This window comes from uncultured Thalassolituus sp., from assembly GCF_950066645.1.
Taxonomy (GTDB): Bacteria; Pseudomonadota; Gammaproteobacteria; order Pseudomonadales; family Oceanobacteraceae; genus Thalassolituus.
Map to the genome: position 1 here is coordinate 55,402 of NZ_CATMFB010000006.1, position 20,599 is coordinate 76,000.

Below are 20,599 nucleotides of genomic sequence, written 5' to 3' on the forward strand. Positions count from 1 at the left end.
GAATTATGCGTAGCTGTATTCGCGGAGACGTTCGGCAGGCGCCGGATTGGCGGGATTACGGATCATCCAGTGACGGTTATTACGCGCATAATCGTTAGCCAACAGACCAGGAAGGTCGTACACCACCTGTAAAATCTGAGGCATGGTGAGTAATTCAACGGGGCCGAAAGCCACCACTTCTCCCTGCTTGAGCAGCAATACCCGGTCTGCCCAGGATGCAGCCAATGCCATGTCATGCATTACCGCCAACACACCTACGCCCGCTCCGGCGAATTCAGAGACTCGGTTCATGATGCTGTGCTGATGCGCTGGGTCAGCGGCAGAAAAGCATTCATCCAGTAACAGGTAATGCCCTTCGCCGCCCTTTTCCCGACAACTCCAGATCTGAACCAGCACCCGCGCCATCTGGGTACGCTGCTGCTCCCCTCCGGACAACCCGGTGTATTCCCGCCCTCGCAGATGCCAGACATCCATCAGCTGCATGGCTTCCTGCTGCCAGTGACGGGTGCGTACTTCATCCATGTGCGGGCTCCGCCCCAGAGCGACAACTTCGTGGACTCTCAGCGGAAAAGACAGAGTGACACTCTGTGGCATCACCGCCAGCCGCCGGGCTCTCTCGGTAGCAGGCATCCTGTGCAGGGCTTGTCCGGCCAGAAGCACATCCCCCTGATCGGCCCTGAGTTCATTCGTCAGGCAACTGAGCAACGTACTCTTGCCTGCGCCATTGGCCCCCAGCACCGCAATACGGTCACCGGACGATACTTCAAGGCTGACATCCGAGAGTATGTGCCGACCGCCAAGGCGAACAGACAGGTGTTTTGCACTGAGCGTCATATCCATTTCCTGCTTTGCTGTACAAGAAGAATCAGAAACACCGGGCCACCGATCAGCGCCATCAACAGGCCGACAGGAAGATCTGCCGGTGCCATCACTGTACGTGCCAGAGTGTCAGCCACCAGCAGGAGCAGCGCTCCAGCAATGGCAGACAGCGGCAGCAGACTCCGATGATCCGGGCCCACAGACAGCCTCAGCAGATGAGGCACCACCAGGCCAATAAAACCAATCATGCCACTGACAGCCACTCCGGCGCCGACCATCAGTGCCGCAGCCCCCAATAACAGACGCTTTTCACGTTGGACGGGAAAGCCGAGATGTCCGGCAACCTGCTCTCCCATCAGCATGGCATTGAGGACCCGCGCGCGCGTACAGACCAGAATCAGAGGCAGACCAATAAGGCAGGCTACCGCACCGATTTCTGTCCAGCGCGCATTTGCGAGACTGCCCATCGACCAGAAGGTCATATCCCGCAGCTGCTGATCATCTGCCATGTAGGTAAGGACACCGGTCGCTGCTCCGGCAAGCACATTGATGGCAATACCGGCCAGCAATAACAGCGCAACCTGAGTTTTGCCCTGACGGGTTCCCAGACGGTAGATTACCAGGGTAACCAGAAGGCCTCCCGCAAACGCAGCCAGTGGCAATGCCCACGGGCCTGTCAGACCCTTCCATCCCTGCAGCCAGGTAGCACTCAGAACGATCACTGACACTGCCGCCAGAGCAGCGCCACTGGAGACACCAATCAAACCGGGGTCAGCAAGGGGGTTACGGAAAACCCCCTGCGTCACACAACCGGCAACCGCCAGCCCCGCGCCGACGAGCATCGCCAGCACCACCCGTGGCAGCCGTAGTTCACGCACGACCCAGTCAGCCGAGCCCGCCAGAGACTCGCCCTGCAGCGTCCTCCAGACGGACGCGAAAATATCGTTCACCTGCAACGTCATGGGTCCCGTCAGTAATGCCCAGACGGCGACCAGAAGCAGCAGTGAACATAAAGCGGTCAGCGCCAGTGTTGCCTTACCCGGTAAGGACGTGCCCGGCGCCGTGCGTAACGCCAGCCCCGTCACTCGCCTGCCACCTCAACCGTTCCGGAAGTGGGGTACAGGAGAGGAATCAGCAATTCGAGCACCTCAGGAAGACGTGGACCAAATCCGAGTACCAGCCCGACATCAACATGATGGATACGCCCTGATGAGGCAGCCGGAGTCATGGCGAGGGTCCGTTCGATCTGATCACCGGCATCGTCTCCGGTATGACCGACAAGCACCACCTGAGGAGCTGCCTGAAGGGCCCCCTCAGCACTGACAGGCTTGTAGCCACGATGCGTAAACACGTTCGAGGCACCCATCATATCGAGCAAAGCCTGAGCACCGGTCTTCTGTCCCGCCGCCATCAGGCCACGGTTACCCGCACCGAGCAGAAACAGGGTGTCTGGGTGGGCATCCGGAATACGGGCAAGGGCTGCCTGGCTGCGCTCACCGACCGACGCCGCCAGACGCCGAGCTTCTTCTGTCAGGTTGAGCGTTTCACCCACCGCAATGATTCGTGCCTGCACTCCGGCAACGGAATCTTCAGCAGCTATCCGGCGGACCCTGATACCCGCTTCCTGCAGTTGTGCAAACACAGTCTCAGGCCCGGCATCATCGCTGGCGATCACCAGATCTGGATGCAGCGCAAGGATGCCCTCGGCCGAAAGCTGCCTCATATAGCCGACCTGAGGCAGATCCAGAGCGGCTTTCGGGTAGCGACTGGTCGTATCCACCGCAACCAGACGATCCTGCGCGCCCAGAGCGTAAACAATTTCCGTCAGAGCACCATCAATACTCACAACCCGCTCTGCTGCATGGGTTGCCTGTGACAGTCCACAGGCAACCAGAAGCGTCATCAGATATCCGCTGAGGCGCCTCATGACACCTCTCCTGCTGTTGCTTCGACGAGCGAGAAGTCCGCCTCGATGGAAGCAATCAGTGCCTGCCACGCTGGATTTTCAGGCTCGCCATTTTTGCGTTCGCCAAACATCAGGGCCAGTTGTTCACCGTCAGTATCGAATACCTCCAGTGATGTCACGATACCGTCACTGGTCGGCTTACGAACCACCCACGCCTGACCGATCTGAGTAGTATCGGCATGCAGGTTAAAACCAGGGTCGAGTACGTTAAACCACGGACCTGTACGCTTCAGATGTTTTACCGGACCCGTGTGAATCTGAATCACTCCCGGGCTACCCACAAACACCATGATAGAAAGCTGGGTTTCTGCGGCGCTGGTTAATGCAGCCTCAAAGGCAGTCGAAGTCACCTGACGGGCGTAGTCATCACGCACAGCACGATAGGCCGTTGCACGTGTTGTCTTGTGCTTTTTCAACAACGCCAGAAAATGGTGAACATCCTTCAGTTCACTCCAGCCCTGCTCAAGCGCTTCAACATCCAGTGGATGATCTTCCGCCGGCTCACTGACCCGCGGAGAAACGTCGACAGAGGCCTCCTGATCATCACTGGTAAATTCCGCGATCAACGCATCAAACGCCTCGATGTCTGTTGCTTCACGAGCATAAATTTTATGCACGGCTTCGCCATATTCATCAAAGAACTGCAGGCTGCGACGTTCACCAACCGGGCTGTCTTCCCTGACGGCAAACGCCGTTTCAAAGCGGTTAAAAAATACCCGAAGGTCGATAACGCCCAGGGCAAGTCCCATGTTTCCATGAATACTGAGATCTTTATATTGCCCGGTTTTTTCATGCACCATGGCATCGTTCCGGGTCAGAGCCATGACCTCACCCAAAGACTCGATTCTTGCCATAATGCCTTTTGCATCACTGCGCAGGCGGATCACACCTTCTCCAGTGCGGGTTGCCAGCAATTCTGCTTCACTGACACCAAGAACCTCCGCTGCATTTCTGATACGCAGTGCAGGATTGTCTTTTTTCAGCTGCTCCCAACGGGTACCCAGCTCCTGATATGCCTGATTCATAATATTTTTCTCCGTCAACGAAAGGTTTATTCGCCGTCTGTCGCCAGTTCAATAAAACGTAATTCCGGACTGCCCGAGTCTTCCAGGCTGTAGTAATTACTGATCTGAAGAGCGAACTGAGTTGAACCTTCCGTTGAAGAATCAGTGTTCACCACATAAGTACGGAAGTTAGGCCAGAGTTTGTGATTTCCACCCAGGTTATAGGCGTACCAGCTTTGCTCTGCAAAAAGTCCGGTGCTGCTGTCCTGAGAATAATGCGAAGCAATATTGGCTGTGTTAATCACAGTCGCGCTGGTGTAACCCGCCAGGGCTTCCGCATCGATCGCCCCGAAAACAGCACCATTGCCTGTGCCGAACACACCGCCGTTGGTCCACAGATTAATCGCGCGCGCAGAAAGATCGACTTCATACTGAAGCTCCCATCCGTCAGCCGCACAATCCATTGACTGCACAGTGTCAAAGTCGAGGCAGACCAGAGTCTCGTCTTCACCAAATTCGACGCTGAAGGTTTCTTCATCACCAGCGAACTGAGAGGTACCAGCCGCCTGCGTTTCGTAGCGAACGGTCATACCGGTATAACTTGCGGCATCAATAAACAGCTTGCTGTACGTCGCGCCATCGGCATGACGGATAAGATAACCGACGCTTGTGTCAGCACTGATCTGGTGGGTCATAAAGTCATAAACGTACCAGTCGGTAAGGGCTGGTTCGTTGCTGTCCTGAACGTAGCTGAGAGTAGATGTGTCATACGCCACCAGCAGTGCAGCTTCTTCAATATCAGCGTCGGCATTCATAAATACGGAAGGATTTGCCGAACCGTCGCCGTTATAAAAATCATCCTGAGCATCGGCCAACGCCACGCTCACATTACCGGAACCAGAATCGCCACCATTCACTTTAATGGCAGTGCGTCGCAGCGCCAGCTGCCAGTCTGTTGACGTTTCCGCTTCTTCAGCCGTCAGCTCCAGCACCTTTCCTTCCGTCAGGCTGACAAATACCCAATCTGTATAGCTGGCTGCGTTCACTTTCAGGCTGGTCACACCCTGTGAATCCACCACCTGATCTGTAGTATCTGTCGTGCCGGTATCGACAACATCGGTGACATCTTCGAGACTACTGTCGCTGTCGCCACCACAGGCGGTCAGTCCGGCCAGAGCGACTGAAGTTATCAGCCATTTACCCATTTCTTTTGTCAGTGCGTTCATACATTTCCCCCAATATCAGAAACGGAAGTCGACGCCCACATAGGGAAATCGTCCTTCACTTGGTCTGCGGTCATAAGAGTCCGACGGATCACGAACGTTATCCGTCAGGTTATTAATGCCCCCGAACAGGAGCAGATCTGGTTGCAGGCGGTAACCGGTTTTCAGGTCCAGCCGAAGAATATCTGGCGAGTACGACACCGCCTCTGTGCTACTGATGCCACTGGCCATACCACTCTGATAATCCAGGGTCAGAGTCGTGTCCCAGGCATCAGTCCACTGAACTGTGGTCATACTTTTGAGATGACGTGGCGCGCGCAATAACAGCGGTAAATGGGTATCCAGGTCTTCGGCAGTCATCCAGGCATAAGAGAGGCGCGAAGATAAATAAGAGGTGCTGTATTGCACCGAGAACTCAGCGCCAAAGGTGCGTGCGTTTTCGAGATTTTCGTAACGATAAATAACAACGCTGCCGCCTGACTCGCGCTCACCGGAATCCTCTGCCTCTATCAGGTCGTAAAGGCGATTCACAAAACCTGACAGCTCAATATTCCAGTGGCGCTGATCAGAAAGACTCGCTGACATCTGAAAACTGTGTGATTTTTCGGGTACCAGATCTGGATTCCCAAGTACTTTGTATCCGTTAACGCTGTGATCAAATACGTAATAGCGATCTTTCAGGTTGGGCACCCGATAACCCAGGCCGATTGACTCCCGGAGCTGTACCTGCCATTCATCGCCCAGAACAAATTTCTGACGTGCCCCCAACGTAGGTGAAGCGTAGCCGCCAAAATCGCTGTCGTTCTGTAGCCGTAACCCGGGCGCCCACTCAAGAACATTTCCGTCGGACAGTTGCCGGGTTGCCGTCATCGCCATAAACGCTTCGACGCTGCCGCGGTCAGCACCGTCCACTTCTGGCGTGTAGATGTAACATCCTCCCGATGGCAGATTTACCGACACTGCTCCCTCAGCAGCGACGTCACACGTCAGGCGGACTTCTGCTTTATCCTGAGAAAGTGATTCCCCAAACACTTCCAGACCAGACGTCGCCAGCCACTGATATCCAAACCCGGAACCAATATCGGTCTGATATTGCGCCACTGCTTTATGCTGATCGTAATCCGCTTCACGCCACAGACTGCCGGGCAACGCCCCTGATTTATTCAGCTGCGCGGTATCATCGCTTTGTTGCTCATACAACGCCTGCACCATCCAGTGGCCCGAGCTGGTATGAAGGTCCGCCTGAGCCGTCATTCTCTGGCGGCTCAGATCTTCCGTTTTATAACCCGCACTTCCCGAACTGGTGACGCGACGATTAGTCAGCGCTTCTTCATAGTTTTCAGCGTTCAGGCGCCATTGCCAGCGCCCCTTTTCAGCCTGATTACTGACATCCAGTTTCACCTGAGTTTTGGTGCCATCGAAGCCCTGGGTCGCATAAGTCGCGTCGTCCAGATCGAATTCACTGGAAATGCGCCGGTCCATCATCAGATTCCACTTAAGGCCGACAAATTCGGTGTGCCCAGACACAAGCAGGTGACGCTGTGGAAGCGGCTCATCCGATAATTCACGATCAGAACCGAAAGTACCGGCCTGGGCAGAAATACGCCCACCCGTTGCGGCCTCGGTTTTCCGGGTAATGATATTGATCACGCCCCCCATTGCCGCGCTGCCATACAGTGCCGATGCGGCCCCCGGAATCACTTCAATCTGTTCTATATCCAGAGCGCCCAGTTGTGATGTATCGACCGTTGACCCAGTCGTTGCAGATACCGGCATGCCATCAACGAGTATCAACACCCTGTCCCCATTCAGACCCTGTAGCTGAACCTCTTCTCCGGTTTTGCCATGAATTTCCCGCAGCTGAATCCCCGGCAACATCCGCAGAGCATCCCGTATATCCCGACTGTGGAGCCGCTGGATGGTGTCAGACTCCATCACAAGCGTGCGTACCGGAGCATCCGCCAGCAGCGAAGGGGCTCGTGTCGCACTGATAACCATCGGGCCCAGCTCTGTGACTTCGCCATCGCCGTGACTGACGACAGAAGCAACCGCAAGGGCGCACGCAACGGGATAACGAAAGACCTGCACAGCACTCTCCAGGACATTTGAAACGCCGGGGAGTGTATTCTCAATCCAAACTTAATGCAAATCGTTATCATTTAGTATTGCATTTGAGAGGTCTTAGCATAGGCCTTTCAGGCTTGAAGGCTGGCAAACAGAGCGCTATCGTTGAGTTTTAGTCCGCTATCAAGAGATTCCGATATGAAAGGCAGCCAACGCGTCATCGATCAACTACAGAAACTACTGAACTGCGAACTGGCCGCCCGCGATCAGTACTTTATCCACTCACGCATGTACGAAGACTGGGGACTTAAACGCCTTCACGAACGTCTGAGCCACGAGATGGAAGAGGAAACTCACCACGCCGATCTGCTGATCAAGCGCATTCTGTTTCTGGAAGGCACCCCCAGCCTGTCACAACCTGACAAGCTGAATGTCGGTACAGACGTTCCGTCGATGCTGAAGGCGGACCTTGACGTTGAGTACTACGTTGCCGATGCGCTGAAGGAAACCATGGCCGTGTGCGAAGAAGAAAAAGATTTTCAGACCCGCGACATGCTGCAGGAGCTTCTCTTTGATACCGAAGAAGATCACGCTCACTGGCTGGAACAGCAACTCGGATTAATTAAACGGGTCGGCATGGAAAACTATCTGCAGACTCAGATGCTCTGATTGTATCAACGCAGCATCTGCGCTCGCAGATGCTGCAGTGCCCCTCTTTTATTTTTGTTTTCCCTCGATTAAAACGTCCCCTCCGGAAAAGATTTTCCGATTTTCTGTTAACCGTAACTCATTGTATTTAAACACTTATTGACTTCATTAATGGCCAAGGCATGCTCGCAAACGCAACTGTCAATTTACGTCAGTTGCGGAAAATTGAGCAATCCCTCATAACAATAAGTGTGGAAAATAAATGAAGTATAATCCCGCAAAAACCGGATGCCTGATTGGCATCACCAGTCTGCTTGCTGCCTGTGGTGGCGCTGACGACAGCAATTCTCCCGATAACCTGCGTAATTCCGGAAATTCAGATACCTCCGTATCTCTGAACTACGATGTGTCCGCGTTTCTGGCACAAAGTATTTCAGAAAATACCATATCTGCAGCCGATTTTACTGCCGATCAGGTACTGCGCGGCGAACTCGCGGCGACGACTATCGGTGGAGAGAACGATGGCCAGACAGAAACCTTTGCCTGGACAATCTACCTCGACGAAGACACCTTCGAAGCAAGCAGTAATGCGACGCTGACTCTGGAACCAGGCAACTATGACTTCGAACTTCTGATGACCAAAGGTGATCAGCAGTACGCTGGTTACGCGAATCAGAATCTGGTCGATGGCGAAAATGACGTCGCGATGACCATACGTCCGATCATTGGTGATGCTATCGACGATGTCACCATTATCGATCGTCTCGCCTATTTTAAATTCCAGTACGATGCTGCCGAACTGGCCGCACTGACCGCGCCGGGAATCGGCATCCAGGTCGATGCTGGAATTGAACAGGTATTTAACATCAATACTCAGACAGGCCTGAGTAATACGTTTGTTAACCTGCCAGTCGGCCAGCACACACTGGCACTGAAACTCTATGATGCTTCAGTACAGGTCGGTAAATCTGTGACGGCTCAGGAATCTCAGTACATCAGCTATGGTGCAGACCTGACGATGGACATCGTTCCTCTGTACAGTGAAATGCAGTTTCTCCTCACTGAAAACGGGGGCGATGCGAACCTGAGCGTAACCTTACCGGCAGAAGTGGTGAACGAAGTCGGTGGCGTTGCAAACCTGACGGCGACACTTGCCCTGATCAGCCCGAAAAACCCACTGCAGGAAAGCGCTCTCTTCTTTATTGAGCAGCCAGACGGCAGCTATCAGGCAGATCTGGTTCTGACCGATCTTCAGTACGACGAAGTTACCCTCAGCATGACCTTCACAGATAGCAGTACGTCTGATCAGGTCGCCAGCTGCAGCAACCTCTGGACGCTGAATAACCAGAATCAGGCCTTCAACTGTGATATCACTCTGATCCGCCGCGCCGTCGTTAACGGCAATATCCTCGCGGTGGTTGGTATCAACGTCGAAAATGAGCTCGGTCAGCCTGTCGCAGGCGCTGTGATTACTGACGCAGCGGGTAACACACTTGCCGTCACAGGAAGCGGTACTTACGGCACCAGCGGTTACGCCAAGCTCTACCTCCGTGCAGGTACGCACGAACTGACGGCCACTGACGTAACCAACGGTCAGCTGAACGAAACCAGTGTGACAGTGGCACCACTGGAAGTAGAAAACCTGATCATGGTACTGGCAGATCCGGTACCAAGCGGTCTTACCCCGTCTGACTGGACCTTCGATGGTGTGGCAGGCTACTCCATGACTGACACCGCACTGAACATCAGTGTTGGCGGTGGCGGCGGCGGTCTGAATGCTACCACCACGATTGCACAGGACGGTGTGGTCACCTTCGACTGGTCAATCACAGTCTACAGCGCCGGCCAGTACGGCGACCGGATCAGCTACGCAGTCAACGGCGCCCAGGTGAACCTGTCTACCGCAGGCACGGCATCGGGTACCGGCGTAAGCATCCCAGTAAGTGCGGGTGACCAACTGATGCTGAGTACCTGGGGGACGACCCAGTCTTCCAGCTACGCAGCAAGCTTCAGTAACTACACATTTGTAGCTAACTGATCACCAGCCTGATTTTTCAGGCAAAAAGAAAGCCGCTGCAAAGCGGCTTTCTTTTATCTGGTCAGCAGCATGTCAGACGTTCTGAGCGATGCGCCATAAAACCCCACTCGGGTCGTGGAGGGTAAATTCCCTCATGCCCCACGGCTGATCAACCAGCTCAGAAACCCTCACGCCAAAAGTAGTCGCAATCTTCCTTTCCGTCACAGCCGTATGCCAGGCATCCACATCTTCAACCAGAAGATGCATCATCAGATTCTCGGCCAGCGTCTTCTCGTAAAAATTCTGCAGGAGAAAGCTGCAGTGCCCGTGATAAAAATAAGCGACACCCTGAGTATCTGAAGCCAGAGTAAAACCAACGGCCTGATAGAAAGACCTGGACTGCTCGAAATCACGCGCTGGCACAAATGCCTTAATTTCTACTGTATTCAGATTAGAAGCCATAGTTCTTAAACCTTATAAGGGTCATCTGCCAGAAGATAACGACGTAACTCAGCCTTGTTGCGGTTTTCACTCAGCCAGGTCCGGATTTCCCGTACCTTCGCGTAATCTTCAGCGCCGAATTTCTTTTCATACAAGGCGGTAAACGTGAGCGCAGCATTTTCTTCCCGCAGGCGACGCTGCCATTGATCAGTAAGAATACTGTTTACCTGATGCGCCAGACCACGCTCTTTCAGATACTGCCACTCCCCTGCATCCAACCAGACGCCCCCTACTGGCGGACTGTAATCAAGCTTATGCTCTGTATCATTCGAGATCCGGTACTTCTGCATGATGGTACCCGTCATAGGACACAGCATCGCACCGCGGGAATCCTCCAGTTCATACTCCGCTGCTGCCTCTGATAACTCAGCATCGCTACGCTCCTGCCAGGCGACAAAGTCTTCGACCAGAAACCAGTCACCATGACACAAGCGACAACGATGAGAACGAAGGCCATCTTCTAGAAAGCCGGCTTTAAGTGCGTCTTTTTTACAGCTTGGGCACTTCATTACGCGCTCCTTGGTTGTCTTTTTTATCCATAATTAAGGCAGTCAGGTTAACACCTTATCCTTGAGGGGTATTTAACCAGGTCTTGTGGGCGGTCGAAATCACAAGGTCTGGTAGCTGCAAGCGCGGTTCAGTGAAGCTTAGGGCCCCCAATAATCAAACTCAAAAACCATTCCTTCAGGAATATTGAATTCTATTTCGCGACAGGCTTCTATCGTGTGCACTCCAGGAGCGATCTCCCTGATTTCCCCCAGGCCGTAACTCCATTCGTTGCCATCCAGTTTAATTGGATAGCAGTGCTCACCGTTATCTTTAAGGACAGCGAAGTAGGTTTTGCCATCATCAGAAAGAGAGACCTGACCGCGCAGGTGACCATCACCGGAGCAAGAAGCTAAGAAAGCTGCAAGCATAACCAGGACTGCTAGTCTTACTGAGCTATTCTTCATAAAGCGCCTTCAAACGATTTTTTTCGACAAGAGATGAATAACTTCGGCTCAATACACCGACCGCAACAACCATCATAAAACACCACAATAACCAGACAACGATACCAACCATATAACTCTGACTCATCTGCAGTATCTCGCCGAGAGCATCAAAGATCAGATGAATAACCATACACAGCAAAAACAACGCAATAGAGTGTCTATCTGACATTTTCCAGGCCCATCTCAATCCCCGCTTCCGGATACCACTGGCCACCGAAGGGAGTATCAACACCAAGCGACTTATCAGATAAACAGATACTGAATGACTGACAATACTAAGGAAGCTCACATAGAATTCATCCCCAGCTCGCAATACTATTTTTTCACGGATAGTCTCCGAAAGTCCCGCCAAGACAACCTCAGATGCAGCTGCCAGCCATACGATTACTATCAGCCACATCAAATAGCGCAAAGCGCTGCCATTGTCGAAAAACAACTTCTTTCTTTTATCATTACACTCCTCGCTCAAGAACAAATGATGATTGTGCACCATGGTCATAATAAACAGAGGAAGTAAACAGAGTATGATCAACATCGTGAGAACGATAGCAATAAATTTCTCATAGGATGGATTAGCAGAAGTAAGTGAAAAAATCGCGATCACTACCAAACCGCTCACACAGAAAATCGCATTAGCCCAAAAGAATTGGCCCGGCGTTCTGCACATCGTTCTAACTACCGAGATACAAATATCGATTACTGAGAAGTGAGTATTCATGCTAAACGTCCATCTGTTATAGCGAAAACGAAAGATTAATAAAAAGCCGCTAGTCATTCCTGAATAGCGGCTTTCTTTAAAGGCAGTAACGGTGGGCAGTGCCCGCCCTACTTATCAGCTGTTTTCAGAGCACCACACACGCGCATTACGGAACATCCGCATCCACGCACCGTCTTCGTCCCACTCACCTGGAACATAGCTGTTCTGGATGGCGCGGAACACACGTTCCGGGTGCGGCATCATAATAGTGACGCGGCCTTCATTGGCAGTCAGACCTGTGATCCCCTGTGGTGAACCGTTCGGGTTCAGCGGGTACTGCTCAGTGACCTTGCCGTAGTTGTCGGTGTAGCGCAGTGCAATCTGGCCTGCCAGTTCATCGATATCTGAGCTGTCGGCAAATTCTGCACGGCCTTCACCGTGTGCCACGGCAATCGGCATACGTGAGCCTGCCATGCCGGCGAAGAACAGAGAATCGGATTCCTGTACTTCAACCATGCTGACACGAGCTTCAAACTGCTCGCTCATATTGCGGACAAAGTGAGGCCAGTGTTCGGCACCAGGAATCAGTTCGTGCAGGTTAGAGAGCATCTGACAGCCATTACACACACCCAGTGCGAAGGTGTCGTGACGTTCAAAGAAGGCTTTGAACTGAGCACGCGCCTGATCATTGAACAAAATCGATTTCGCCCAGCCTTCACCGGCGCCCAGTACGTCACCGTAAGAGAAGCCACCACAGGCTACGAGGCCTCGGAAGCCCTCAAGGGTAACGCTGCCTGACAGGATGTCGCTCATGTGAACGTCAACTGTGGCAAAGCCAGCACGATCGAAGGCGGCGGCCATTTCAATCTGACCATTCACACCCTGCTCACGCAGAATCGCGACTTTAGGTGCGTTATCTGCTGGAAGATCAAAGGTAATGTCTTCGTTAATATCGAAGGTCAGTTCGGCATGAATACCTGGGTCATTGGCATCCAGCAGGCCATCGAATTCCTGTTTTGCACAGTCTGCGTTATCACGCAGCGCCTGCATTTCGTAGCTGGTCTGTGCCCACAGACGCTGCCAGTTAACGCGGGTTTCGCTGAGGAACTCTTCATCCTGGTAGCTGAAGGTGATCAGGCCATCGGTATTTGGCGAACCAATGACAGCGGTGCAGTCACCCAGACCTGCGGCTTCGAACTGAGCCAGCACTTCTTCCAGGTCATCACGCTTCACCTGCATGACGGCGCCCGGCTCTTCAGCGAACAGCGCTGCTGCCAGACCATCTTTGCTTTCGCTCAACAGGTCCATCGAAATATCGACACCACAATGCGCGGCAAACGCCATCTCAGTCACAGTAGCGAACAGACCACCGTCAGCACGGTCATGGTACGAGAGCAGTTTGTTATCGGCATTCAGGCCCTGCACGACGGCGAAGAAGGCTTTCAGGTCTTCTGCGTCATCCAGATCAGCAGGCACACTGCCAACTTTGCCGAATACCTGCGCGAAACAGGATGCACCTATACGGTTTTTACCGCGGCCCAGATCCACCAGCACCAGATCGCTGTCGCCAGCATTCAGTTTCAGTTCAGGCGTCAGCACTTTGCGCGCGTCGGTCACCGGGGAGAAACCGGTAATGATCAGTGAGGTCGGAGCTGTCACCGCCTTGTCCGCCCCGGCGTCGTTCCAGCGGGTTTTCATCGACATCGAGTCTTTACCCACTGGGATAGTGACCTGAAGATCCGGACACAATTCCATACCCACAGCTTTCACTGTGTCATACAGAATCGCGTCTTCACCGTCGTGTCCTGCTGCACACATCCAGTTCGCAGACATTTTAATGTCGGCGAGTTTGGCAATCGGTGCGGCCGCCAGGTTGGTAATCGCTTCTGCCACTGCCAGGCGACCAGACGCCGGGCCATCCAGCAGCGCAACCGGAGTACGCTCACCCATCGCCATCGCTTCACCGGCATGGGTATCGTAAGAAGACGTTGTTACTGCAACATCAGCCACCGGCACCTGCCAGGGTCCAACAAACTGATCACGCGCGACAGTACCAGTAATCGAACGGTCACCGATGGTGATCAGGAAAGATTTACTGGCAACCGTCGGCAGCTTAAGTACACGCGCGGCGGCATCGGCCAGATCAATACCTTCGATCTCAAAGCTCTGCGCTTCGAACTGACGGGTCGTGACATCACGATGCATACGCGGTGGTTTGCCAAGCAGTACCTGCAATGGCAGATCAACCGGCTTGTTGTCGAAGTGGCTGTCGGTGACCGTCAGGTGCTCTTCTTCGGTGGCATAACCGACGACAGCATAAGGCGCACGTTCACGGGCACAGATGGCGTCGAAACGAGCAAGATCTTCCTGCGCAACGGCCATCACATAACGTTCCTGTGATTCGTTGGACCAGATCGCCAGTGGGCTCATACCCGGTTCATCGTTCGGTACGTTGCGCAGTTCGAAGTTACCGCCGCGGCCACCGTCAGACACCAGCTCAGGGAAAGCGTTAGAAATACCACCTGCACCCACATCGTGGATAAAGGCAATCGGGTTGTTGTCACCCAACTGCCAGCAACGGTCGATCACTTCCTGACAACGACGTTCCATCTCTGGGTTTTCACGCTGTACGGAAGCAAAATCCAGATCCGCATTCGATTGACCGGATGTCATGGACGAAGCAGCGCCGCCACCCAGACCGATCTGCATGGCCGGGCCACCCAGTACGATGAGGCACGCACCCACCGGAATCTCACCTTTCTGTACGTGCTCGTCACGGATGTTACCGTAACCACCCGCAATCATGATCGGCTTGTGGTAACCACGGACTTCACCATTGTGCTCAAGTTCGAACGTACGGAAGTAACCACACAGGTTCGGACGGCCAAACTCATTGTTAAACGCGGCACCACCCAGTGGGCCATCGATCATAATATCGAGCGCCGACACAATGCGGTCAGGCTTGCCGTACTGGCTTTCCCACGGCTGTTCAAAGCCCGGGATCTTAAGATCAGAAACGGTAAAGCCGGTCAGGCCTGCTTTTGGCTTAGAGCCACGGCCAGTTGCACCTTCGTCACGGATTTCACCACCGGAACCTGTTGCTGCACCAGAGTGCGGCGCAATGGCGGTCGGGTGGTTGTGCGTCTCAACCTTCATCAGGATATGCATATCTTCCTGATGGTAGGTGTACTGACGGCTGTCGGGGTTGGGGAAGAAGCGCCCGGTTTTGTGACCACTGATCACCGACGCGTTGTCTTTATAGGCAGACAGAATGTTTTCGCTGTAACACTCGTACGTGTTTTTGATCATGGCGAACAGAGATTTCTCCTGCTCCAGACCATCAATCGTCCAGCTGGCATTAAAAATTTTGTGACGGCAGTGCTCAGAGTTCGCCTGCGCAAACATCATCAGCTCAACGTCAGTCGGGTTGCGACCCAGCACCTGGTAATTTTCAACCAGGTAATCAATTTCATCATCGGCCAGCGCCAGGCCCAGCGTTTTATCCGCTTCAACCAGCGCATCGCGGCCACCGGCCAGGATATCTACAGTCGTCAGTGGCGCAGGCTCCGCGTGAGAGAACAGACCTTCCGCTGCACTGCTGTCGGCAAGCACGGTTTCTGTCATACGGTCATGCAGAACGGCGGCTGCCGCTTCGCGATCTGCTGCGCTGATGCCCTGCACGTAGTAAACAATACCGCGCTCAAGACGATCGATCTTGCCGAGACCACAGTTATGAGCAATGTCAGTCGCCTTAGAGGACCAGGGAGAAATGGTGCCGAAGCGAGGAATCACCAGAAACAGTTCACCGTTTCCATCCTGCTGATCTGCTTTTGGCCCGTAACGCAGAATACGCTCCAGGACATGACGCTCCGTGTCGTTCAGGTCTTCGTTCAGGTCAGCGAAATGAACGAATTCCGCATAAACACCGGTGACCTGCGGCAGTACCTGCTGCAGACGGTTGAGAGTTTTATTCTGACGGAATGAGGAAAGCGCCGGGGCGCCACGCAGCTCAAGCATGGTGGTTCGACTCATAACAGGAAAAAAATGAGGCCGAATTGTACTGGATCAGGCGCATTCATTCCATAACCGGGGTGCGGCCGGGTAACTCCCTTTATGAACGACGCCGGACCATATTTCACAATCGTCACTCCCCCTGAATCAATCAGGAAAGATTGTTCCAGTACGCAGATTCTGGAGATTTCGGCTTATTTATCAGAAGGTTATGAAAACAGACAGATGTCAGCGCAGAGTAAACGACGCCCCCAGACCTGTTTCACAAGCCCGGCGGAGGTTAAAATCTGCGCAAAATATCAATCCAGGTGACGGATGACCAACCTACTGACGACACTGAAAATGACCCGGAGACTGCTCACTACGCTGGTCGGCGTCGTCGTGCTCACGGGAAGTGTACGTCCGTACCTGATCGAAGAAATTCAGGATCAGGGCTCTATCACCATCGTTACCCGTAACAATCCAACGACCTATTACGAGGATCGCCACGGATCTACTGGGTATGAGTACGAACTGGCAAAAGAGTTCGCAGAATATCTGGGTGTTGAGCTGAATCTTCTGGTTGTCAGCAATCTGAAAGAGGCGATGGACGCCCTGAAATCCGGAAAGGCGCATATGGCCGCAGCGGGTCTGACCCGTGAACAGACCGCCGCCTACCCTGTTACTTACGGTCCTTCTTACAGCTCGGTCAGCGAACAGATCATCTACCGTCGCAGTAACCACCGGCCAGAATCCTTGCAGGACCTGCAGAATGGACGCCTGATGGTAACGGCCCGCTCCCGCCACGCCAGCACTCTGCGCCGTTGGCAGCGTGAAGAACTGCCGTCCCTGAGCTGGCGCGAGAGCAGCGAGCTTGAGGCTTCCGATCTGCTGCAGATGGTGTCTGACGGCGAGCTTGATTACACCCTGGTGAATTCCAACGAGTTCCAGCTGATGCGGGCTTACCTGCCCAATCTGGATGTGGCCTTTACGCTGGGCGAATTGCAGTCGGTTGCCTGGGCATTGCCTGACCGTGCCGATACGACCCTGAAAGAGAAAGCATTCGACTTCTTTTACCGCCCGGAAACCGGCGCTCTGATGGCCGAACTGGCCGAACGCTTTTACGGGCATGTTGAACAGTTCGACTATGTGGGGGCACACCGTTTCCTGCGTCAGAAACGCCGTAGCCTGCCCAAGTACCAGAATTTCTTCGAGACTTCCGCTGCGACCTTTGGGTTCGACTGGCGTCTTCTGGCGGCGATGGGCTATCAGGAAAGCCACTGGAACCCGCGTGCCCGATCGTTTACCGGGGTACGTGGCATCATGATGCTGACCTTACGCACCGCGGATGAACTGGGTATCGAAAACCGCCTTGATCCGGAACAGAGTATCTACGGAGGCAGTAAATACCTCGCTGGTCTGCGCGAGCGTCTGAGTGAGTCTGTCCATGAGCCGGACCGCACCTGGATGGCACTGGCAGCTTATAACGTCGGCTTTGGTCACCTCGAAGATGCCCGCCGGCTGGCGGTCACCATGGGCAAAAACCCTGACCTGTGGATTGATGTTAAAGACGTTCTTCCGCTGCTGAGTCAGCAGCGTTATTACAAGCAGACCCGCTACGGCTACGCCCGGGGTCAGGAACCTGTTAACTACGTGCAGAATATCCGGCGCTACTACGATGTGCTGGTGTGGAACGAAGAGCAGGTCGTCGCTATGAATGAGCACCCACAATCGCACGAACACGGCACCGACGTGGCCGTAACCGTGATCCCGCCATTACTCTGATGATGCAGGTGGGGAGGCGCGCTTCAGGCGTTTCTTGCCCGCCCGTCGCTGGCTGAAAAACTCAGTCATAACGCCCGAGCACTCTTCTGCCAGCACTCCTCCGACAATCTCCACCTGATGGTTTAAAAAAGCTTTGTCGAAGAAATGTTCGGCACTGCAGGCAACGCCAGCTTTCGGCTCTGTGGTTCCGTACACCACCCGTCCGATACGACTGTGAACGATGGCGCCCGCACACATACTGCAGGGTTCAACCGTCACATAGAGTGTCATTCCCGGAAGACGATAGTTGCCTACGCGGGCAGCCGCATCACGGATGGCCATCACCTCGGCATGAGCCGTCGGGTCCAGCAGGCTGATCGGACTGTTCGAGCCTATGCCCACTACACGCTGGTCATCCACCACCAGCGCCCCGACAGGGACCTCTCCCTGCTCTGCTGACGCCCGGGCAAGCTGAAGCGCCAGAACCATCGCTTCGTTATCGTCCGCAACACGCTGTCCGACCAGCTGCCTGAGATCACTCATTGTGCATCCCATCCGCGATCATCCAGTTCTGTATTTGCCTGATCATCGGAGCGCAGTACTTTTTCAAGGTCGACGGCGTGCTGTTTCGCCATCGTGATGTATTTACGGTCATCTTCAAGCACCTCACTTAAGGCATAGAGACTTTTCTCGTCATGATGTTTGAAGAGTTTCGCAGCCCTCTGCGCCTGGTACGCCCGGAACCCCATGATCGTCAGAGCCTGACGCCCCATCGACAAGGCAGAATCAAAGGTCTCGCGCTCGATGTGGTCGGCTCCGGCATGAATCAGCTCTGCCGCTTCACGGCGTCCCGCTGCACGCGCGAGAATCTTCACCGAAGGATGATGGCGCTTAACCTGCTCAATGGTCTGCAGCATCCGCTCGTGATCATCAATGGCAAGCACCAGCAGCGTTGCATCCGCAATGCCTGCGGCATCAAGCAGATCTATCCGGGCAGCATCCCCATAAAACACTTTGTGTCCGAAGCTGCGCACCAGATCCACCTGCTGGGCATCGTGTTCAAGTACGGTGATCTCAAAGCCGTTCATCCGTAACAGGCGGCCCACAATCTGTCCGAAGCGACCAAAGCCCACCAGGATCGCCTTGCCTTCGGCATGATCAATTGCATCGTGAGGGCGGGCCTGTTGCTGGCCGCCTAATCGCGGCAGTACCAGCTTTTCGTTAATCACAAACAGCAGCGGTGTTAACGCCATCGACAGAGCGACCACCAGCGTCAGGGGTTCGATAATGTAAGCCGGCAGAACATCCTGAGCTGAGGCGAAGCTGAAGAGCACAAAAGCGAACTCCCCGCCCTGCGCCAATGAAAACGTGAATATCGCATTACTGCGGCTACTGAGCCCAAACAGTTTCCCGAGAATCAGCAGAATCACGAGCTTCACCAGAACCAGTCCGCCCACCATCGCCAGAACCGGCAAAGGCTCTGCCATAAAGAGCCCGAAGTCGATGCTCGCGCCCACAGAAATAAAGAACAGCGCGAGCAACAGACCTTTGAACGGCTCGACTTCGGCTTCCAGCTCATGGCGGTACTCTGAGTTCGCCAGTACGACACCCGCAACAAAGGTGCCCAACGCCGGTGACAGGCCGATGTGTTCCATCAGCAGCGCTATCCCAACCACCAGAAACAAAGCTGTCGCGGTAAACATTTCGCGCAGACGGGTCTGCGCAATAATGCGGAAAGCGGAACGGCTGAGCCAGCGCCCCACCAGCACAATGCCAATCACCACACCAAGTACCATCAGGGCACTCTGCCAGCCAGGCAGATTATGCTTGTCACTGAATGTGCCGACCTCCGAGACCGCCAGCAGAGGCAGAATGGCCAGCATCGGAATCACTGCGATATCCTGGAACAACAGAACAGCAAACGCCGACTGACCACTGTCATTGCGCATCAGTCCTTTTTCATTCAGTGTCTGCAGCACAATCGCCGTAGAAGACAAGGACAACACCATGCCGACCACAACGGCATGCTGCCAGTTATCGAGATAGATGGCGGCAATGCCGGCAATCGCCGCACTGGTGAGCACAACCTGCAGGCCACCCATGCCTATGATGGGCATACGCATACGCCAGAGCTTGGATGGGTCCAGCTCCAGACCGACCAGAAACAGCATCATCACTACGCCAAACTCAGCGAAGTGCATCACCTCATCGATGTCCTGGCCAATCAGCCCCAGTGCAAAGGGCCCGATCACTGCTCCCGCACAGAGATACCCAAGTACCGAGCCCAGCCCCAGGCGGGCTGCAATGGGCACCGCAATGACCGCTGCCGCCAGAAAGATAAACGCCTGAGCAAGAAAACCGGCTTCAGCCATGACGACACTCCTCCAGATAGCTCAGCAGATTCTGCCGGTAAGTCGCGACCGCCCGCTCAAGCACATCGTCCGTCATATGACGGCTGTGGTAGATTTCAAAATTCGGGAAGGCCTTAAGCGCACAGACATTTGCCATGCGTTCGTACTGGAGAAAATAATCAGAGAGCGGACGCTCGTTCACGCCTTCGGTCGCGTATGTATGCTCAGGCGCACCTGCTGTCATCACAATCCACAGGCCTTTTCCTTTCAGCTTCTGCTGATCCCGGCCGTACGCAAACCCGTACTCCAGCACCAGATCCTGCCATTCACGCAGTAGCGCCGGCATGTTGTACCAGTACACGGGGTGCTGAATAACGATCAGGTCGTGCTCCAGCAGCAGAGCCTGTTCCGCCTCTACGTCGATAAAGAAGTCCGGGTAGGTCTGATACAGGTCATGCACCGTCACATCAGAAATGCCCTTGATACTGTCGAGCATCATGCGGTTGGCACGGGAGCGCTGATGCGCAGGATGCGCGTATATGACCAGTGCTTTCGTCATA

Annotated in this window: 17 protein-coding genes; 3 read left to right on the forward strand and 14 right to left on the reverse strand. The window is 54.1% G+C overall.

The genetic code is table 11. From position 1 onward, the window contains the following. Positions 1 to 3: 3 nt before the first annotated feature. Genes Q1L85_RS06950 through Q1L85_RS06975 form a run of 6 tightly spaced genes read right to left on the reverse strand, consistent with a single transcriptional unit; the run spans position 4 to position 7,100 of the window. Positions 4 to 834, reverse strand: coding sequence for a heme ABC transporter ATP-binding protein (locus Q1L85_RS06950; RefSeq protein WP_300424469.1), 831 nt, complete (start codon positions 832 to 834; stop codon positions 4 to 6). Next, on the reverse strand, positions 831 to 1,904 hold the full coding sequence (locus tag Q1L85_RS06955; RefSeq protein WP_300424471.1) for an iron ABC transporter permease: 1,074 nt from the start codon (positions 1,902 to 1,904) through the stop codon (positions 831 to 833). Before Q1L85_RS06955 ends, Q1L85_RS06950 begins: the two co-directional genes overlap by 4 nt. Next, on the reverse strand, positions 1,901 to 2,746 hold the full coding sequence (locus Q1L85_RS06960; RefSeq protein ID WP_300424473.1) for a hemin ABC transporter substrate-binding protein: 846 nt from the start codon (positions 2,744 to 2,746) through the stop codon (positions 1,901 to 1,903). Before Q1L85_RS06960 ends, Q1L85_RS06955 begins: the two co-directional genes overlap by 4 nt. Continuing rightward, a complete protein-coding gene (locus tag Q1L85_RS06965; RefSeq protein WP_300424475.1) occupies positions 2,743 to 3,810 on the reverse strand; it encodes a hemin-degrading factor in 1,068 nt (355 codons plus the stop codon). The genes Q1L85_RS06960 and Q1L85_RS06965 overlap by 4 nt, the downstream gene beginning before the upstream one ends. Positions 3,811 to 3,836: 26 nt before the next feature. Continuing rightward, positions 3,837 to 5,015, reverse strand: coding sequence for an HmuY family protein (locus Q1L85_RS06970; RefSeq protein ID WP_300424477.1), 1,179 nt, complete (start codon positions 5,013 to 5,015; stop codon positions 3,837 to 3,839). Positions 5,016 to 5,030: 15 nt separating this feature from the next. Beyond that, positions 5,031 to 7,100, reverse strand: a complete 2,070-nt coding sequence (locus Q1L85_RS06975; protein ID WP_300424479.1) for a TonB-dependent siderophore receptor — start codon at positions 7,098 to 7,100, stop codon at positions 5,031 to 5,033. A gap of 174 nt (positions 7,101 to 7,274) precedes the next feature. Between Q1L85_RS06975 and bfr the strand changes: the two genes are divergently transcribed. Together bfr and Q1L85_RS06985 are read left to right on the forward strand one after the other, a co-directional pair. After that, positions 7,275 to 7,745 (forward strand): bacterioferritin, encoded by a 471-nt coding sequence (gene bfr / locus Q1L85_RS06980; protein ID WP_300432702.1) that lies wholly within the window; start codon positions 7,275 to 7,277, stop codon positions 7,743 to 7,745. Between the two features lie 241 nt (positions 7,746 to 7,986). Continuing rightward, on the forward strand, positions 7,987 to 9,762 hold the full coding sequence (locus Q1L85_RS06985; RefSeq protein ID WP_300424481.1) for a hypothetical protein: 1,776 nt from the start codon (positions 7,987 to 7,989) through the stop codon (positions 9,760 to 9,762). Between the two features lie 72 nt (positions 9,763 to 9,834). Here Q1L85_RS06985 and Q1L85_RS06990 read toward each other — a convergent pair whose 3' ends face one another. From Q1L85_RS06990 to purL, 5 genes are all read right to left on the reverse strand, one after another. After that, complete coding sequence (locus tag Q1L85_RS06990; RefSeq protein WP_300424482.1) at positions 9,835 to 10,203, reverse strand: VOC family protein; 369 nt, start codon at positions 10,201 to 10,203, stop codon at positions 9,835 to 9,837. A gap of 5 nt (positions 10,204 to 10,208) precedes the next feature. After that, positions 10,209 to 10,751, reverse strand: a complete 543-nt coding sequence (locus Q1L85_RS06995) for a zf-TFIIB domain-containing protein (protein ID WP_300424484.1) — start codon at positions 10,749 to 10,751, stop codon at positions 10,209 to 10,211. 138 nt (positions 10,752 to 10,889) lie between these two features. Beyond that, positions 10,890 to 11,195 (reverse strand): hypothetical protein, encoded by a 306-nt coding sequence (locus tag Q1L85_RS07000; RefSeq protein WP_300424485.1) that lies wholly within the window; start codon positions 11,193 to 11,195, stop codon positions 10,890 to 10,892. Further along, complete coding sequence (locus tag Q1L85_RS07005) at positions 11,185 to 11,955, reverse strand: hypothetical protein (protein WP_300424487.1); 771 nt, start codon at positions 11,953 to 11,955, stop codon at positions 11,185 to 11,187. Before Q1L85_RS07005 ends, Q1L85_RS07000 begins: the two co-directional genes overlap by 11 nt. Positions 11,956 to 12,069: 114 nt before the next feature. Next, positions 12,070 to 15,951 carry a phosphoribosylformylglycinamidine synthase gene (purL, locus tag Q1L85_RS07010; RefSeq protein WP_300424555.1) on the reverse strand — a complete coding sequence of 1,294 codons (3,882 nt, stop codon included), beginning with the start codon at positions 15,949 to 15,951 and terminating at the stop codon, positions 12,070 to 12,072. 309 nt (positions 15,952 to 16,260) lie between these two features. Here purL and mltF point away from each other — a divergent pair, with 309 nt between their 5' ends. Next, positions 16,261 to 17,709: a membrane-bound lytic murein transglycosylase MltF gene (gene mltF / locus Q1L85_RS07015; RefSeq protein WP_300424488.1), complete on the forward strand. Its 1,449-nt coding sequence runs from the start codon at positions 16,261 to 16,263 to the stop codon at positions 17,707 to 17,709. On the opposite strand, the gene tadA is transcribed toward mltF, so the two are convergent. Genes tadA through Q1L85_RS07030 form a run of 3 tightly spaced genes read right to left on the reverse strand, consistent with a single transcriptional unit; the run spans position 17,701 to position 20,598 of the window. Next, positions 17,701 to 18,231, reverse strand: coding sequence for a tRNA adenosine(34) deaminase TadA (tadA, locus tag Q1L85_RS07020; RefSeq protein WP_300424490.1), 531 nt, complete (start codon positions 18,229 to 18,231; stop codon positions 17,701 to 17,703). The genes mltF and tadA overlap by 9 nt on opposite strands. Continuing rightward, positions 18,228 to 20,060 (reverse strand): monovalent cation:proton antiporter-2 (CPA2) family protein, encoded by a 1,833-nt coding sequence (locus Q1L85_RS07025; RefSeq protein ID WP_300424492.1) that lies wholly within the window; start codon positions 20,058 to 20,060, stop codon positions 18,228 to 18,230. Before Q1L85_RS07025 ends, tadA begins: the two co-directional genes overlap by 4 nt. Then, positions 20,053 to 20,598: an NAD(P)H-dependent oxidoreductase gene (locus Q1L85_RS07030; RefSeq protein ID WP_300424494.1), complete on the reverse strand. Its 546-nt coding sequence runs from the start codon at positions 20,596 to 20,598 to the stop codon at positions 20,053 to 20,055. The genes Q1L85_RS07025 and Q1L85_RS07030 overlap by 8 nt, the downstream gene beginning before the upstream one ends. Position 20,599 lies beyond the last annotated feature (1 nt).

Bases quoted from the DNA above. Each gene is read 5' to 3' on its own strand.
- Q1L85_RS06950 (WP_300424469.1), bottom strand. From the start codon at position 834: ATGACGCTCAGTGCAAAACACCTGTCTGTTCGCCTTGGCGGTCGGCAC.
- Q1L85_RS06960 (WP_300424473.1), bottom strand. From the start codon at position 2,746: ATGAGGCGCCTCAGCGGATATCTGATGACGCTTCTGGTTGCCTGTGGA.
- Q1L85_RS06965 (WP_300424475.1), bottom strand. From the start codon at position 3,810: ATGAATCAGGCATATCAGGAGCTGGGTACCCGTTGGGAGCAGCTGAAA.
- Q1L85_RS06970 (WP_300424477.1), bottom strand. From the start codon at position 5,015: ATGAACGCACTGACAAAAGAAATGGGTAAATGGCTGATAACTTCAGTC.
- bfr (WP_300432702.1), top strand. From the start codon at position 7,275: ATGAAAGGCAGCCAACGCGTCATCGATCAACTACAGAAACTACTGAAC.
- Q1L85_RS06985 (WP_300424481.1), top strand. From the start codon at position 7,987: ATGAAGTATAATCCCGCAAAAACCGGATGCCTGATTGGCATCACCAGT.
- Q1L85_RS06990 (WP_300424482.1), bottom strand. From the start codon at position 10,203: ATGGCTTCTAATCTGAATACAGTAGAAATTAAGGCATTTGTGCCAGCG.
- Q1L85_RS06995 (WP_300424484.1), bottom strand. From the start codon at position 10,751: ATGAAGTGCCCAAGCTGTAAAAAAGACGCACTTAAAGCCGGCTTTCTA.
- Q1L85_RS07000 (WP_300424485.1), bottom strand. From the start codon at position 11,195: ATGAAGAATAGCTCAGTAAGACTAGCAGTCCTGGTTATGCTTGCAGCT.
- Q1L85_RS07005 (WP_300424487.1), bottom strand. From the start codon at position 11,955: ATGAATACTCACTTCTCAGTAATCGATATTTGTATCTCGGTAGTTAGA.
- purL (WP_300424555.1), bottom strand. From the start codon at position 15,951: ATGCTTGAGCTGCGTGGCGCCCCGGCGCTTTCCTCATTCCGTCAGAAT.
- mltF (WP_300424488.1), top strand. From the start codon at position 16,261: ATGACCAACCTACTGACGACACTGAAAATGACCCGGAGACTGCTCACT.
- tadA (WP_300424490.1), bottom strand. From the start codon at position 18,231: ATGAGTGATCTCAGGCAGCTGGTCGGACAGCGTGTTGCGGACGATAAC.
- Q1L85_RS07025 (WP_300424492.1), bottom strand. From the start codon at position 20,060: ATGGCTGAAGCCGGTTTTCTTGCTCAGGCGTTTATCTTTCTGGCGGCA.
- Q1L85_RS07030 (WP_300424494.1), bottom strand. From the start codon at position 20,598: ATGACGAAAGCACTGGTCATATACGCGCATCCTGCGCATCAGCGCTCC.